Source organism: Methylobacterium sp. Gmos1, from assembly GCF_053764715.1.
The window spans coordinates 164,637-179,185 of sequence record NZ_JBSNCC010000007.1 but is presented as its reverse complement, the minus strand read 5'-3'; the positions used below and the strand labels follow the sequence as shown (position 1 = coordinate 179,185).

Genomic DNA, 14,549 nt, shown 5'->3' with positions numbered 1-14,549 from the left:
CGCCCTGGACCAGCCCGCTCCGTCCGCCCGCGACGGGTTCCCGAACCTGAGCGAGGCGCATGCCGAGGTGCCGACGCGGGAGCGCTTGGCGGTGACCGAGCCGTTCGCCCATGCCCCGCGCTTCCTGATCCTCTACGGGTCGCTGCGCGCGCGCTCGTTCAGCCGCTTCCTCGCCTACGAGGCCGCGCGCCTGCTCGAGGCGATGGGCGGCGAGGTGCGGATCTTCCACGCCGACGGGCTGCCGCTCCCCGACGACGCCACCGCCGAGCATCCGAAGGTGCAGGAATTGCGCGCGCTGTCGATCTGGTCGGAGGGGCAGGTCTGGGTCTCGCCCGAGCGGCACGGGACGCTGACCGGCGTGATGAAGAGCCAGATCGACTGGCTGCCGCTCTCGGAGGGCAGCGTGCGGCCGACGCAGGGGCGCACGCTCGCGGTGATGCAGGTCTCCGGCGGGTCCCAAAGCTTCAACGCCGTGAACGCCCTGCGGGTGCTCGGGCGCTGGATGCGGATGGTGACGATCCCCAACCAGTCCTCGGTGCCGATGGCCTACCGGGAGTTCGACGAGGCCGGCCGGATGAAGCCGGGGCCGCTCTACGACCGGGTGGTCGACGTGTGCGAGGAGCTGATGAAGTTCACGCTGCTCGTGCGCGAGCGCTCGGACTACCTCGTCGACCGCTACAGCGAGCGCAAGGAGCGCGACCCGGAGCGCCTGAAGGCGGTCGCCGCCGATGTGGGCTTCGGAAAACGGTAGGCCGGCGCAGGGCCCTACTCCATCACGGCTCCACCCGCCGCAGCACGAAGGTCGTCCCGATCTCCGGATCGCGGCGCCAGCGCCCCTCGCCCACCGGGACCAGCTCGACGCTGTGGCCGCGCCGGGCGACGAGGACGAGGCGGCCGGCGTCGTAGTGCCAGGCGGTGGGGTCGAACAGGGCGAGACCGGGGTCGCGGCAGCCCTCCTGCACCTGGGCGGTCTCGGCCGCGAGCCGCACCCGGCAGACGTCCTTCTCGACGAAGCGGTCGAGGGTGTAGAGCCCGGTCACCCCGGCCGCGGTCGCGGGCGCGCCGGCCCAGCTCTCCCGCGCGGCCTCGCGCGGGCTCGGCTGGGTCGAGAGCGCGGCCTGCGTCACCAGCGGCGTCTCCGGGGCGGCGGGCCGCGCGCCGGCCTGGGCCAGGCTGTAGCGCTCGCCGCCCGGGCTTTCCGCGCTGCGGATGCCCTCGCCGTCCGGGGCGGCGAAGGCCAGCATCGGCTGGCCCTCACGGTCGAGGAGCTGGATCAGGCCGCCCTCGACGCGCCAACCCGCGATGCCGTTGACCACCGGCAGCGCGCGCCGGCAGCCGGCCGGGAAGCGCAGGGCCTGGCCCACGGTCCCGGGCTCGGCGGCCAGCATCAGGCCGCAGCGGCGGAAGCTGCCGTCGAGAGAAAGCTCCCACGGCCCGGCGGCGTCCCGCACCGGGGCCGCCTCCTGCGCCGCCGCGCTCCCCGCCCAGATCGCCAGACCGAGGACGGGGAGGAAGCGGCGCAGGCACATGGCTCGGGTCTTTCGTGAAGTCTAAGCCTTCCAGGGAGTCTCGGCCACGGGCGTCACCGGACCCTTGCCCTGGAACCAGGAGGTCAGGTTATCAACGACGAGTTGGCCCATTGCGTTGCGCGTGTGATGCGACGCCGAGCCGACATGTGGCAGCAGAACCGCATGCTCCTGGGCGATGAGGGCGTCCGGGACCTTCGGCTCCTCGGCGAACACGTCGAGGCCGGCGCTCTGGATCGTGCCGTCGGCGAGCGCCGCGGCGAGCGCGTCCTCATCCACGAGCGTGCCGCGGGCGACGTTGACGAGCACGCCCTCCGGCCCCAGCGCCTCCAGCACCTCGCGGCCGACGATGTTCTTCGTCTCCGGGCCGCCGGGGGCCACCACCATCAGCACGTCGCAGGCCTTCGCCATCTCGATGAGCGAGGGGAAGTATTCGTAAGGCACGTCCGACTGCCGGTTGCGGCCGTGATAGGCGATCGGCAGGCCGAAGGCTTCGAGGCGGTGGGCGATCGCCCGGCCGATGCGGCCGAGACCCAGGATGCCGACCTTGCGCCCGCGCAAGGTCCCGGTGAGCGGATAGGGCTTCTCCAGCCACTTGCCCTGGCGCAGGTAGCGGTCGACCTGCGGGATCTGCCGCACGGTGGCGAGCAAGAGGCCCACCGCCAGGTCGGCCACCTCGTCGGTGAGCACGTCCGGCGTGTTGGTGACGATCACGCCGCGCTTCCCGCAGGCGGCGGCGTCGATCGTGTCGTAGCCGACGCCGAAATTGGCGACGATCTCGAGCTTCGGCAGCCGGTCGAGCAGCGCGTCGTTCACGTGGACGTGGCTCACCGCCATGCCGCGGATCTTACGCCCGACCTCGTCGAGGAAGCGCTCCTTGTCCTCGGCGAGGTCGCCGCGGTGAACGGTGAAATGCCTCTCCAGGCTCTCGGTCACGAGCGGCGACAGCGGCCGCAGGATCAGAACATCTGTGGACTTCAAGCCTGTCTCCCGGTGTTTTCTCGCGCATCCGACGATGGGCGCATGGCGAGGGCGCTTGATCTTGCGCCCCGCGCGCCCGATGATGGCCGCCAACACGAGAGGCGGCAAGACAGTCCGCCCCGTTCTTACGGGTCGAGGAAACAACCCAGATGAGCGCCAGACGCCCCCCTGCGGGCCTGCCTGTCGTGTGTTCGTCGTCTGCCTGTGGCAGCGCTGCCGTTTCGGTCCGCGCGCCGCGCGCGACCCTGTTCTGATTCATACACGACACGAGGAGCCGATGGCCGGGCTGGAAATCAGGAACGTGCGCAAGTCGTTCGGGGCCACCCCGATCCTGCACGGCGTCTCGATCGACATTCAGGATGGGGAATTCGTGATCCTGGTCGGCCCGTCGGGCTGCGGGAAGTCGACCCTGCTGCGCATGATCGCGGGGCTGGAGAACATCACGGCGGGCGAGATCCGGATCGGGTCGCGCGTCGTCAACGCGGTGCCGCCCAAGGAGCGCGACATCGCCATGGTGTTCCAGAACTACGCGCTCTACCCGCACATGACGGTGAAGGACAACATGGCCTTCTCTCTCAAGCTGAGGAAGGCCGCCAAGGAGGAGATCGAGAGCCGCGTCGGCCGCGCCGCCGCGATCCTCGGCCTCGAGAAGCTCCTCGACCGCTACCCGCGTCAGCTCTCGGGCGGCCAGCGCCAGCGCGTCGCCATGGGGCGGGCGATCGTGCGCGACCCGCAGGTCTTCCTGTTCGACGAGCCCTTGTCGAACCTCGACGCCAAGCTGCGCGTGGCGATGCGGGCCGAGATCAAGGAACTGCACCAGCGGCTGCGCACCACTACGGTCTACGTCACCCACGACCAGATCGAGGCCATGACCATGGCCGACAAGATCGTGGTGATGCATGACGGCGTGGTCGAGCAGGTCGGCGCGCCGCTCGAACTGTACGACCGGCCCGACAACATGTTCGTCGCCGGCTTCATCGGCTCGCCGGCGATGAACTTCCTGAAGGGCAAGATCGCCGGCGACACCTTCCGCACCGAGGGCGGCCTGACCCTGCCGCTGCCGACCCGCGGCGCGCGGCCCGCCGACGGCATGCCGGCGGTCTACGGCCTGCGGCCCGAGCACGTGCGGCTGGCCGAGAACGGCGTGCCGGTCGAGGTCGCGGTGGTGGAGCCGACCGGCTCCGAGACCATGGTGCTGGTGCGCCCGCCGGGCGGCGGCGCGCAGGCCATCGCCAAGGAAGTCGCCCGCGACATCGCCTGCGTGTTCCGCGACCGGATCGGCGCCGGCCCGGGCGAGCGGATCAGCATCACCGCCGATCCCGCCCTCGTCCACCTGTTCGACGCCGAGAACGGCCGCCGGCTGAACTGACAAGACGATACCGTCCGGCGGCGGGACGCCATCCCGCCGCCGGACGCATCTTGCCGACATCATAAAAATCATCCTGGGAGAGACGCAACGATGTCAGGTTTCGATCGTCGCCAGATCCTCAAGGGGGGCGCCGCCCTCGGCCTCGCCTCCGCCGCGAGCCTCGACGGCTTCGCCCGCGCCTGGGCGCAGGAGAACCAGTGGAAGCCCGAACAGGGCGCCTCGCTCAAGCTCCTGCGCTGGAAGCGCTTCATCCCGTCCGAGGACGAGGCCTTCATGCGCCTCGTCGACGCCTTCACCAAGGCCACCGGCGTGCCGGTCACGGTGACGAGCGAATCCTTCGACGACATCCAGCCCAAGGCCTCGGTGGCTGCCAATACCGGCCAGGGCCCGGACATGGTCTGGGGCCTGTACTCGTTCCCGGCGCTGTTCCCGTCGAAGTGCCTCAAGGTCGGCGACGTGGCCGATTACCTCGGCAAGAAGTACGGCGGCTGGCTGCCCGCGGCCGAGGCCTACGGCAAGGTGAAGGGCGAGTGGATCGCCATCCCGATGGCATTCAACGGCGGCTACATCAACTACCGCATCTCGGCCATGAACAAGGCCGGGTTCCAGAAATTCCCGGAGGACCACGCCGGGTTCCTGGAACTGTGCCGGGGAATGAAGAAGAACAACACCCCGGCCGGCTTCGCGCTGGGCCACGCCACCGGCGACGCCAATTCGTGGATCCACTGGGCGTTGTGGTCGCACGACGCCTACCTGGTCGACGCCAACGAGAAGATCATCATCAACTCGCCGGAGACCGCCAAGGCGCTCGACTACGTCAAGGCGCTCTACGAGACCTTCGTGCCCGGCACCGTGTCGTGGAACGATTCGTCCAACAACAAGGCGTTCCTGTCGGGCGATCTCTACCTCACCGGCAACGGCATCTCGGTCTACGCCGCGGCGAAGAACGAGAAGAAGGACATCGCGGCGGATATGGATCACGCCGTCTGGCCGGTCGGCAAGTCCGGCAAGCCGACCGAGTTCCAGCTCGCCTTCCCGATCCTGGCCTACACCTACACCAAGGCGCCGAACGCCTGCAAAGCCTTCATGGCCTTCGCGCTCGAGGCCCAGAACTACAATGCCTGGCTCGAGGCATCCCAGGGCTACCTCTGCCACCCGCTCAAGGCCTACGGCAACAACCCGATCTGGTCGGCCGACCCGAAGAACAAGGTGTTCGGCGAAGCCTCGACCCGGACGCTCGCCGCCGGCGGCCTCGCCCCGGTGAGCGAGAAGGTGGCCGCCGTGCTCGCCGACTTCGTCGTCGTCGACATGTTCGCCTCCTACTGCACCGGCCGCGAGGACCTGAAGGGCGCGATCAAGACGGCCGAGCGGCAGGCGCAGCGGATCTTCCGGTCGGCCTGACGCCTACCGCGCGGCTCGTGCGCATCCCCCTCTCCCCGCGGGCGGGGAGAGGGCTTTGGTGACCTCGTCGTCACCAAAGCGAGGCGGCGCATCGATCCCGGAGGGATCGACCCGAGGGTGAGGGGGCGATGCCGTAAGAGGCTACTCCGGGAACACCCCCTCACCCTCGCTCAGGCTTCGCCTTCGCTCACTTCATCGACGACAGGGTCGATGAAGTCCTCTCCCCGCCCGCGGGGAGAGGAGAAACCCGCGCCTCAAGCCGCGACGGACGAGTGTTGGCCGCGCGATCGTGCTGCCCTCGTCTCCCGGAAGGCGGCCCCGAACCAAAAACACACCCGGAGGAGTCTCCCCGTGGCCGATATCGCCCTCGCCCGCCCCGCCGCGGCGGCGCCCACGACCGGCTCGGCCTGGAGCCGGCTGCGGACGAGCCGCGGCTGGCTCGGCTTCTGGTTCATGCTGCCGGCGGCCGCGATCCTGCTGCTGTTCCTGGCCTATCCGCTGGCCAAGGGCATCTGGCTCTCGCTCACCGACACCCGGATCGGCCGCGGCGGCAATTTCGTCGGCATCGAGAACTACGAGTGGCTGTGGGACGACAGCGTGTTCTGGCTCTCGGTGTTCAACACGCTGGTCTATACGGGCTTCGCCTCGGTGGCGAAGTTCGGGATCGGCCTGTATCTCGCACTGCTCCTCAACAAGCGGCTGCCGTTCAAGGCCCTGATCCGCTCGATCGTGCTGATCCCGTTCGTCGTGCCGACGGTGCTGTCGGCACTCGCCTTCTGGTGGATCTTCGACAGCCAGTTCTCGATCATCTCGTGGTCGCTGCGCCATCTCGGCCTGCTCGACCGCAACATCGACTTCCTCGGCGATCCGACGATGGCGCGGATCTGCGTGACCTTCGCCAATATCTGGCGCGGTGTGCCGTTCATCGCCATCACGCTGCTCGCCGGCCTCCAGACCGTGTCGCCCTCGCTCTACGAGGCAGCGACGATCGACGGCGCCACCCCGTGGCAGAACTTCCGCCACATCACCCTGCCGCTGCTCACCCCGATCATCGCCGTGGTGATGACCTTCTCGGTGCTGTTCACCTTCACCGACTTCCAGCTGATCTGGGCGATGACCCGCGGCGGTCCCGTCAACTCGACCCACCTGATGGCGACCCTGTCCTACCAGCGCGGCATCCTCTCGGGGAACCTCGGCGAGGGCGCGGCCATCGCCACCGCGATGGTGCCGTTCCTGATCTTCGCCATCGGGATCTCGTGGTTCGGCCTCCAGAACCGCAAGTGGCAGACCGGCTAAGAGAAGGATCGAACACCCATGGCCGCGACCGCGACCCCCGACACCCCCGACAACAGCGAGGGCATGGCCTATCTCGACACGCTGCCGAAGCGCGTCGTCACGGTGTACCTGCCGCTCTTCGTCATCCTGGTGGTGCTGCTGTTCCCATTCTACTGGATGGCGCTGACCGCCATCAAGCCGGACGACCAGCTCATCGACATGGAGACCTACAACCCGTTCTGGGTGGTCTCGCCGACGCTCAAGCACATCTCGAAGCTCTTGTTCCAGACCAACTATCCGCTGTGGCTGTGGAACACGATGATGATCTCGGTGGCGGCCACCGTGCTGTCGCTGTTCGCCAGCGTGCTCGCCGCCTACGCGATCGTGCGGATCCGCTACAAGGGCGCGGTCGCCGTCGGCGCGGCAATCTTCCTCGCCTACCTCGTGCCGCCCTCGATCCTGTTCATCCCGCTCGCCACCATCATCCAGGCCTACGGGCTCTACGATTCGCCCTTCGCCCTGGTGCTGGTCTACCCCACCATCCTGATCCCGTTTTCGACCTGGCTCCTGATGGGGTACTTCAAGACCATCCCCTACGAGCTGGAGGAATGCGCGCTCATCGACGGGGCGAGCCGCTGGCAGATCCTCGTCAAGATCATCCTGCCGCTGGCCGTCCCCGGGCTGATCTCGGCCGGTATCTTCTCGCTCACCCTGTGCTGGAACGAGTTCATCTACGCGCTTACCTTCCTGTCCTCGACCCAGAACAAGACCGTGCCGGTGGCGGTAGTGAGCGAGTTCGTCGACGGCGACATCTATCGCTGGGGCTCGCTGATGGCAGGCGCCCTCGTCGGCTCGCTGCCGCTGGTGATCCTGTACTCGTTCTTCGTCGAGCACTACGTCTCGGCCATGACGGGAGCGGTGAAGGAGTAGCGATAGCGTTCGGTCGATCCGCTCGAATGAAAGTAGAGCGCACCTCCCCTCTCCCGTGTGGGAGAGGGGTCGGGGGTGAGGGTGGCTCGGGTTCAGGATAATACTCAAGCTGGTAAGCTGCGCAGCTCGACGGTTAAGGATCATTACGGAAGCCGAGCCACCCTCACCCCTACCCCTCTCCCACACGGGAGAGGGGATCCCGCGGCTTACTGGTACAGGCAAAGAGCAGGCTGAAGGCGATTCACGGCGCCTGCACGCCCAGACAGCCGCGATTCCCGACCGCCGCCCACTCTGTTCCAGAGCGCCTTGCGATGCCTGCATCCCCTTGCGGCGCCAAGGGGTCTACCCGTCGGCGGATGAGACGGTTACATGACGATCCGCCGGGCCCGAACGCCGCGACCCCGGCGCTCACCGACAGGTCTTCGTGACAAGGCAAAAACCCCGATGACTGCCCCTCGCACCCTCTACGACAAGATCTGGGACGACCACGTCGTCGATCGTCAGCCGGACGGCACCTGCCTCCTCTACATCGACCGTCACCTCGTCCACGAGGTCACCTCTCCCCAGGCCTTCGAGGGGCTTCGTCTCGCCGGGCGCCGGGTGCGCCACCCGGAGAAGACGCTGGCGGTCGTCGACCACAACGTCCAGACCTCGGACCGCAGCTTCGGCATCGAGGATCCCGAGAGCCGCACGCAGATCGACACGCTGGCCGAGAACGTCCGCGAGTTCGGCATCGAGTATTACGATGCCCTCGACAAGCGGCAGGGCATCGTCCACATCATCGGGCCGGAACAGGGCTTCACCCTGCCGGGCCAGACGATCGTCTGCGGCGATTCCCACACCTCGACCCATGGCGCCTTCGGGGCGCTCGCCCACGGCATCGGCACGTCCGAGGTCGAGCACGTGCTCGCCACCCAGACGCTGATCCAGAAGAAGGCGAAGAACATGCGCGCCGTCGTCGACGGGCGCCTGCCCGCCGGCGTCGGGGCCAAGGACATCATCCTGGCGATCATCGGCGAGATCGGCACCGCCGGCGGCACCGGCCACGTGCTGGAATATGCCGGCGAGGCGATCCGGGGGCTCTCGATGGAGGGCCGGATGACGATCTGCAACATGTCGATCGAGGGCGGCGCCCGCGCCGGCATGGTGGCTCCCGACGAGACCACCTTCGCCTACATCAAGGACCGGCCGAAGGCGCCGAAGGGGGAGGCGTTCGAGCGCGCCCTCGCCTACTGGCGCAACCTCGTCTCGGACGAGGGCGCCCATTTCGACCGCGAGATCCGGCTCGATGCCGCGAACCTCCCGCCGATCGTGACCTGGGGCACTTCGCCCGAGGATGTGATCTCGGTCCAGGGCCGGGTGCCGGATCCGGCCTCGATCGAGGACGAGAACCTGCGCCTCTCCAAGGAGAAGGCCCTGTCCTACATGGGCCTGACCCCGGGCACGCGGATCACCGACATCGCCCTCGACAAGGTGTTCATCGGCTCCTGCACCAACGGCCGGATCGAGGACCTGCGGATCGTCGCCCGGATGGTCGAGGGCAAGAAGATCCACCCGAACGTGTCGGGCATGGTGGTGCCGGGCTCGGGGCTGGTGAAGCAGCAGGCGGAGGAGGAGGGCCTGGCCCGGATCCTGATCGAGGCCGGGTTCGACTGGCGCGAGCCGGGCTGCTCGATGTGCCTCGGCATGAACGCCGACCGCCTGAAGCCCCACGAGCGCTGCGCCTCGACCTCGAACCGCAACTTCGAGGGCCGCCAGGGCCACAAGGGCCGCACGCACCTCGTCTCCCCTGCGATGGCGGCAGCGGCGGCCATCGCGGGGCACTTCGTCGACATCCGCGAGTGGCCCGCGGGCGCCTGAAGACAGTCTCGCGAAACGGCGGAGTTCGGCGTTGACGCCGGCTCCGCCGCCGACTAAACGACTGACACCGGGGCGCCGCCAAGGCGACGCTCCTGGGCCCAGGTGGCGGAATTGGTAGACGCGCTGGTTTCAGGTACCAGTGGTGCAAGCCGTGGAGGTTCGAGTCCTCTCCTGGGCACCAATACCCTTTAGGGTGTTGATGCCGTCCGCGAAGCGACGAGCTTGCGGATACACTCCCGATCTTGAGGCGACAGCAAGGGACGATCGAGCGGCAGCTCTCGTCCGTGAAGCGATCATCCCCGCGAAAGACTTTCCATCCCACCCGCGCTGATCGCGCAAGCGCGGGACCGCAGGCATCGGCCCGCCGACCTGCAAGCGCGGCTCTCGGGAAGCCCCTCCCCTGCGGAACGGCGCTCAATCCCGTTGACGCCGCCGTCGCCGCCCTCTAAACGACTGTCACCGCGGCGCTGCCAAGCAGTGCTTCGGGCCCAGGTGGCGGAATTGGTAGACGCGCTGGTTTCAGGTACCAGTGGTGCAAGCCGTGGAGGTTCGAGTCCTCTCCTGGGCACCAACACCCTTCTGGGTGTTGATGCCGGCCCTGAGCGGGGCGAGACCTGACCGACCTCAAGGCCATCCTCGATCTTACGCGCGGCATCGATTGCCCCATGGGCTACGGTGGCCGTGCGATGCAGGCCCCCTTGAGGCCTGACATCGAGGCGCCTCCCCGACATCCTCCCTCCACTTTTTCCGGACAAGAGCAGCGTCAGCTGAAAGAAGGTCCGAGAAGGGGCGAGGCGCACCGGGGATCGTCGGGCGCGCGAGACGTCGAACCGCTCCGGACCGCCCGCGTTGGCTCTCGCCGATTGGAGGAGACGCCGATGCCCGAGACCCGCGACGACCGGCTCACCGCCCGCCCGCACCTGACCCGCCGCGACGAGGACGCGGCGGCGGCCAAAGCCGGCGTCACCCCGGCCGACCATGAGGCCGCCCGCAAGCCCGACGCCCTCGATCCCGGCATCACGACGACCGGCACCGACACGCGGCCCCGGCCCGCCCCGGCGGGCGAGGGCGAGGTCTGACCGGACGGACACCCTCCGCGCGTGTTAGATCTCGGCTCATCCGACGCGGAGACCCGCCCGTGAGCCGCTACCGCCTCCACTACTTCCCCGAATCCGGCAACAGCTACAAGCTGGCGCTGATGCTGGCCTTGTGCGGCGAGACGTTCGAGCCGGTCTGGACCGATTTCGGCGCCCGGGTGACCTGGACGCCGGAATGGCGGCGTACCGTCAACCCAATGGGCGAGATCCCGGTGCTGGAGGAGGACGGCGCGAGCCTGACCCAGACCGGCCCGATCCTGCTGCGCCTTGCCGACCGCTACGGCCGGCTCGGCGGCGAGGGCGAGGCGGAACGGTTCGAGGTTTTACGCTGGCTGTTCTGGGACAACCAGAAGCTCTCCGCCCACATGGCGACCTACCGCTTCATGCGCACCTTCAGCCGCGGCGCCGACCCGGCGGTCCTGACATACCTGCGGGCGCGGGTCGACGATTTCCTCGGCATCCTCGCCGGGCAGGTCTCGGACCGGGCCTTCGTCGTCGGCGACCGGCCGAGCGTCGCCGACCTGTCGCTCTGCGCCTACCTCTCCTTCCCCGCCGACGAGACCGGCTACGACCTCGCGGCGAGCCACCCGGCGATCCAGGCCTGGCTGGAGCGGATCGCGGCCCTGCCCGGCTGGCGGGCGCCCTACGACCTCCTGCCCGGCCGGCGCCTGCCCCGCTTCGACGGCGCTGCGGGCGGGAGGTGAGTTTAGCCCGGCGAGGGTCCGCCGGCACCGCGGGCCTCGGGCGCGGGCGCCGGGCTCGCCTCCGGCTTCGGCCGCTCCGGCGCGGCGCTCTCGGGGTAGCGGGCGCGGTAGGCGCGCAGGAAGTCGGTCAGCGTCTCGGCGCTGGTCGCCTGGCGCACCAGGCTGCGGAAGGCCGCGGTGCCGGAGGCGTTCGGCGCGGCGACGAGGCTGAAGGTGCGGGCGTCCGGGCTCTCGGCCATCTTCGCGGTGAACTTGGTGCGCAGGCGGTCGAGGCTCAGCGGATCCTCGGCGAGCGCGTAGGCGATCGCCGCCCGCATCACGTCGCCGCGCTCGGCGTCGCTCAGGGGGCCGGGCTCGCGCCAGCGGGTGCCGAGCAACGCCTCGTGCGCCTCCCCGGCCTCGCGCCAGCGCCGCGCGCCCCATAAGATGTCGCCACGCAGGTGCGCCGCCTCCGGGGTGGCGTTGCCCTCCAGCAGCTCGAGGGCGAGGTCGGTGCGCGAGAGGTCGGAGAGGGCGCGCACCTCGAGCAGCAGGCGCGCGTCGCGGATCTGCGCCGGCAGTTCCGGCAGGCGGGTGTTCTGCAACACCTTGAGGGCCTTCAGCGGCTCGCCCTCCATCAGCCGGACGGTCGCGAGGCGCGCCGCCACGCTCGCCCGCGCCGCACCGGTGAGGCGGTTGTCGACCTGGTGCTGCAAGAGGTCGCCGGCGGCGTCGAGGAGGTCGAGGGCGACGAGGCGGTCGGCGAGCCGCCGCACGATCTCGTCGCCCTGGCGGCCGATCGGCGTGAATTCCTTGAAGTCGTAGAACAGGGCCAGGGCCTCGATCTTGCCGAGGCTGGCGCCCTTGTCGGACAGGAACAGGGCGGAGAACAGCGCCACCGTGTCGTCGTGCAGGCCGCGCGTCGCCGGGTGGTCGGGGAAGAGGCGGTTGGCCTTGCGGGCGGCCGCGAAGGCGTCGCGCCAGCGGCCGACCCCGGCATAGAGCCGGCCGAGCCGGGCGAGAGCCTCGGCCTCGGCCTCGCCGTGCCAGGTCAGGCTCAGGCGCTCGAGCCGGTCGACCGCCGCCTCCGGCGTCATCGTGCCGGTGGCCCGCCCGAGATCGACCGCCCGCAGGGTCGCCTCGGCGGCGATGGCGGGTGCCGCGGTCTCGGCGAGCTGCTGGTAGGCATGGCGGGCCTCGCCGTCCTGGCCGATCGCCTCGGCGAAGCGCGCCCGCAGGAAAGCCAGCCGGTCGCGGGCCTGGGGCGCGTCGGCGAGCGGCGCGACGGCGGTGAGCGCCCGCTGGGCGAAGGCCGGGTCCTTGGCGTCGAGGGCGGCCTCCACCGCCGCGAGGTAGAGCACCACCTGGAGGTCGTCCGGGTAGGCCTCGATCGTCGGCAGGCCGGCCTTGAAGGCGGCGATCGCCGCGGCGCTGCGCCGGCCGCGGGCATCGACGACGCCGCGCCACAGCCGCAGCTCGGGATCGAGCGCCCGCTTGCCGTCGGGGGTGAGGAAGCCGGCCGCCCGCGCGTCCTGGTTCAGTCGCAGGGCGGCGAGCGCCGAGAGCAGCCGCACCGACCGCTCGGCGGCGAGCGGCGGATCCTCCCGGACCGCGAGGGCGAGCACCCCGGCGGCCTCGGCGGAAAAGTCGTTGGCGAGGAGCACCCGGACGAGGTCGAGGCGCGCGGCGGAGCGGGCCGGCCGCTCGGCCGCGGCGGCGGCGCCTTCGGCGGCGCGGATGCGCGCGCGCACGTCGCCGCGCTGGTCCTCGCGCCAGCGGTCGGGCTGCACCAGCAGGTCGGCGGCCTGGGCGGCCGGGCCGGCCTCCGGCGTCTCGGCCACCGTGGCCGAGACCGACAGGCCGCCGGGACGGGTGATGGTCACGTCGGCAAGGCCCGGGCGCACGGCGAGGTCGTCCGCCGCCGCCAGCACGGCGACGCCCTGGCGGGTCGGCAACAGCTCGAACTCGACGAAGCGGCCCCGCTTCGGCAGCCCGGCGATGCGCGGTCCGCGGGCGGTCGCGACCGCGATGCGCTCGCCGTCGCGCTCCAGCCACAGGGTGCCGCCGGGACGCGCCAGCGGCACCGTCACCGCCGGCCGGCCGGCGGGATCGGCGCTGCGCTGCGGCACCAGGACGTCGCCCCCCGGCAGTGCGGCGTCGCCGAGTACCAGGTCCCAGCCCTGCCCCTCCCCCGCCGCGAGTTGGGCGAGCATGCCGGCTTCGAGGCGCAGGCGAAGCACCGTGAACGCGCCCTCCGCCCGCGGCCCCTCGGCGACGCTCGCCGGCGCTCCCGCCGGCAGGGACGGCAGGGCGATCGGGGCGCCGGTCTCGAACACCAGGGTGGCGACCCCGCCCCGCTCGAACAGGGCCGCCGGCGGCCGGGCCGCGAACGGGAAGGCGATCCGCAGGCCTTGGCTCGTTCCTTGGCTTCCCCGGGTGACCCGGGCCTGGACCGGGCCCGATTGCGGCTCCGCCGGAGCGGGCGCCGGCGCCTCGGCCGGCGGCGGGGCCCCGGCCTGGGGGCGGGATTCGGCAGGGGACGGGGCCTCGGCGCGGGCCGCAGGTCCCGGGGACGCGTCCGCCGCCGCCGCGGACTTCTTCTCGTCGGGCTTCTTGTCGTCTGCCTTCTTGCCCGCCGGCTTGACGAGGTCGAGGATGTAGGAATCGTCCTCGCGGTAGCCCTCCGCCGTGAAGCCCTCGCCGAGGGTCAGGGCGAGGCGGGCGGCGTCCGTCCCGGCCTCGGCCGCGAGCGCCGTCGCGGCCGGCCGCAGGGCGGCGCGGGCCTCGGTCGAGTCGATCGTGTAGGCGCCGGGGATGCGCAGGCGGACCTCGGAGCCGGCGCGCTCCAGCGCCACCTCGGCTTCCTGCGGCAGGCGGACCGAGAGCCGGGTGAGGGTCGGCAGGGTGGCCACTTCGAGGCGCAGCGGCGTCGTGCGGCGGGCGCGGACGGCCTCGCGGCGCAGGCGCTCGCTGAGTTCCTCCGCCCGGCGCGACAGGTCGGCCAGCACCTCCGGCGGCAGGCCTGGCGGCAGGCCGGTCCAGCCCTCGGGCATCAGGTCGATGAAGACCCGCTCGCCCGCTTCCAGCACGTTGACCTTGTAGGAGGATTGGAGCGCGACGCGCAGGCCCGCGCCGTCCGGATCGCGCCGGACCTGCGCCACGTAGGCCGGCATCTCGGCGGCCAGGCGCTCGCGCTGGCCGGTCACCGGCTCACGGAAATTCACCACCAGCACGCCGCCGGTCACCTTGGCGGTGACCTTGACGCCGTGGTCGAAGGTGAGCGCGATGCGCCCGAAGTTCTTCTGCTCGCTGCCCTGGATCGCCACGAGCTGCGCCGCGTCGGCCGCGCCCGCCCCGGCGGCCAAAGCCGCCAGCGCGATCAGCGCCGCCGCGCGGCGGCTCCTGCCCGTCGAACCCATCGCATCCG

At 70.6% G+C, this 14,549-nt stretch carries 11 protein-coding genes and 2 tRNA genes; 10 read left to right on the top strand and 3 right to left on the bottom strand.

What is annotated here, in order from left to right:
* The first annotated feature begins 4 nt into the window (after window positions 1-4).
* The gene (gene arsH, locus ACS5PV_RS16440) at window positions 5-751 is read left to right on the top strand and encodes an arsenical resistance protein ArsH (protein ID WP_455396485.1); all 747 of its coding nucleotides are present in this window, start codon (window positions 5-7) and stop codon (window positions 749-751) included.
* A 22-nt stretch (window positions 752-773) separates the two neighbouring features.
* Here the strand turns inward: arsH and ACS5PV_RS16435 are convergent, their stop codons facing one another.
* Entirely contained in the window at window positions 774-1,529 is a 756-nt protein-coding gene (locus tag ACS5PV_RS16435; RefSeq protein WP_455396406.1) for an AprI/Inh family metalloprotease inhibitor, read from the bottom strand.
* A 21-nt stretch (window positions 1,530-1,550) separates the two neighbouring features.
* Window positions 1,551-2,507, bottom strand: coding sequence for a 2-hydroxyacid dehydrogenase (locus tag ACS5PV_RS16430; RefSeq protein ID WP_455396405.1), 957 nt, complete (start codon window positions 2,505-2,507; stop codon window positions 1,551-1,553).
* Between the two features lie 34 nt (window positions 2,508-2,541).
* On the opposite strand from ACS5PV_RS16430, the gene ACS5PV_RS16425 reads away from it, so the two are divergent.
* From ACS5PV_RS16425 to ACS5PV_RS16385, 9 genes are all read left to right on the top strand, one after another.
* On the top strand, window positions 2,542-3,876 hold the full coding sequence (locus tag ACS5PV_RS16425; protein WP_455396404.1) for an ABC transporter ATP-binding protein: 1,335 nt from the start codon (window positions 2,542-2,544) through the stop codon (window positions 3,874-3,876).
* A gap of 90 nt (window positions 3,877-3,966) precedes the next feature.
* Window positions 3,967-5,277, top strand: a complete 1,311-nt coding sequence (locus ACS5PV_RS16420; protein ID WP_455396403.1) for an ABC transporter substrate-binding protein — start codon at window positions 3,967-3,969, stop codon at window positions 5,275-5,277.
* Between the two features lie 351 nt (window positions 5,278-5,628).
* Window positions 5,629-6,573 carry a carbohydrate ABC transporter permease gene (locus tag ACS5PV_RS16415; RefSeq protein ID WP_455396402.1) on the top strand — a complete coding sequence of 315 codons (945 nt, stop codon included), beginning with the start codon at window positions 5,629-5,631 and terminating at the stop codon, window positions 6,571-6,573.
* Window positions 6,574-6,591: 18 nt separating this feature from the next.
* Window positions 6,592-7,482 (top strand): carbohydrate ABC transporter permease, encoded by an 891-nt coding sequence (locus tag ACS5PV_RS16410; RefSeq protein ID WP_455396401.1) that lies wholly within the window; start codon window positions 6,592-6,594, stop codon window positions 7,480-7,482.
* Window positions 7,483-7,926: 444 nt separating this feature from the next.
* The gene (gene leuC / locus ACS5PV_RS16405) at window positions 7,927-9,342 is read left to right on the top strand and encodes a 3-isopropylmalate dehydratase large subunit (protein WP_455396400.1); all 1,416 of its coding nucleotides are present in this window, start codon (window positions 7,927-7,929) and stop codon (window positions 9,340-9,342) included.
* A 96-nt stretch (window positions 9,343-9,438) separates the two neighbouring features.
* Window positions 9,439-9,523, top strand: a tRNA-Leu gene (locus ACS5PV_RS16400).
* 305 nt (window positions 9,524-9,828) lie between these two features.
* Window positions 9,829-9,913: transfer RNA gene (locus tag ACS5PV_RS16395), tRNA-Leu, on the top strand.
* Window positions 9,914-10,220: 307 nt separating this feature from the next.
* Window positions 10,221-10,421: a hypothetical protein gene (locus ACS5PV_RS16390; protein ID WP_455396399.1), complete on the top strand. Its 201-nt coding sequence runs from the start codon at window positions 10,221-10,223 to the stop codon at window positions 10,419-10,421.
* Window positions 10,422-10,480: 59 nt separating this feature from the next.
* Entirely contained in the window at window positions 10,481-11,143 is a 663-nt protein-coding gene (locus tag ACS5PV_RS16385; RefSeq protein WP_455396398.1) for a glutathione S-transferase family protein, read from the top strand.
* A gap of 2 nt (window positions 11,144-11,145) precedes the next feature.
* Here the strand turns inward: ACS5PV_RS16385 and ACS5PV_RS16380 are convergent, their stop codons facing one another.
* Complete coding sequence (locus ACS5PV_RS16380) at window positions 11,146-14,541, bottom strand: hypothetical protein (RefSeq protein ID WP_455396397.1); 3,396 nt, start codon at window positions 14,539-14,541, stop codon at window positions 11,146-11,148.
* Window positions 14,542-14,549: the final 8 nt, after the last annotated feature.